Origin of the sequence: Acinetobacter sp. WCHAc060033 (assembly GCF_004209125.1) — a bacterium.
Taxonomy (GTDB): Bacteria; Pseudomonadota; Gammaproteobacteria; order Pseudomonadales; family Moraxellaceae; genus Acinetobacter; species Acinetobacter wuhouensis.
Genome location: NZ_SGSW01000198.1, coordinates 1 through 383 on the forward strand (window position 1 = coordinate 1; position 383 = coordinate 383).

1 protein-coding gene is annotated in these 383 nt (G+C 54.0%); it reads right to left on the bottom strand.

Annotated features, from left to right (window positions below; genetic code table 11):
• Positions 1–383: Ig-like domain-containing protein (locus EXE10_RS21265; RefSeq protein ID WP_228256884.1), on the bottom strand; the 383-nt coding region annotated here is incomplete at both ends.

The window sequence follows — 383 nt, forward strand, 5'->3', positions numbered from 1 at the left end:
CCTGTACCGAATGTGCCTTGTACGGGATCGGTATTGTCCAAGTACTGTGTCGGGGCTGCTGGCGCTGTGGGTGCTGTACCATCAATCACTGTATTGCCTGGCTGTGAAACGTTACCCGCGGCATCTGTTGCTGTCGCTGTAACTTCATCACCGTCTTTTAAGCCTGGATTTGGCACACTCCAGTGACCATCCGCATCTGCTGTGGTGGTCACAGTCGTCGTTCCGCCTTGTCCGTCTGGATAGCTCACGCTAACCGTACTGCCTGCTTCTGCTGTACCTGTAATTGGGTCATGTGTATTGGCTGGATTCACCACGGGTGCATCTGGTGCTTGGGTGTCCACAGTCAATGTTAAGGCTGGGCTTGGATCGCTTTCATTACCCGC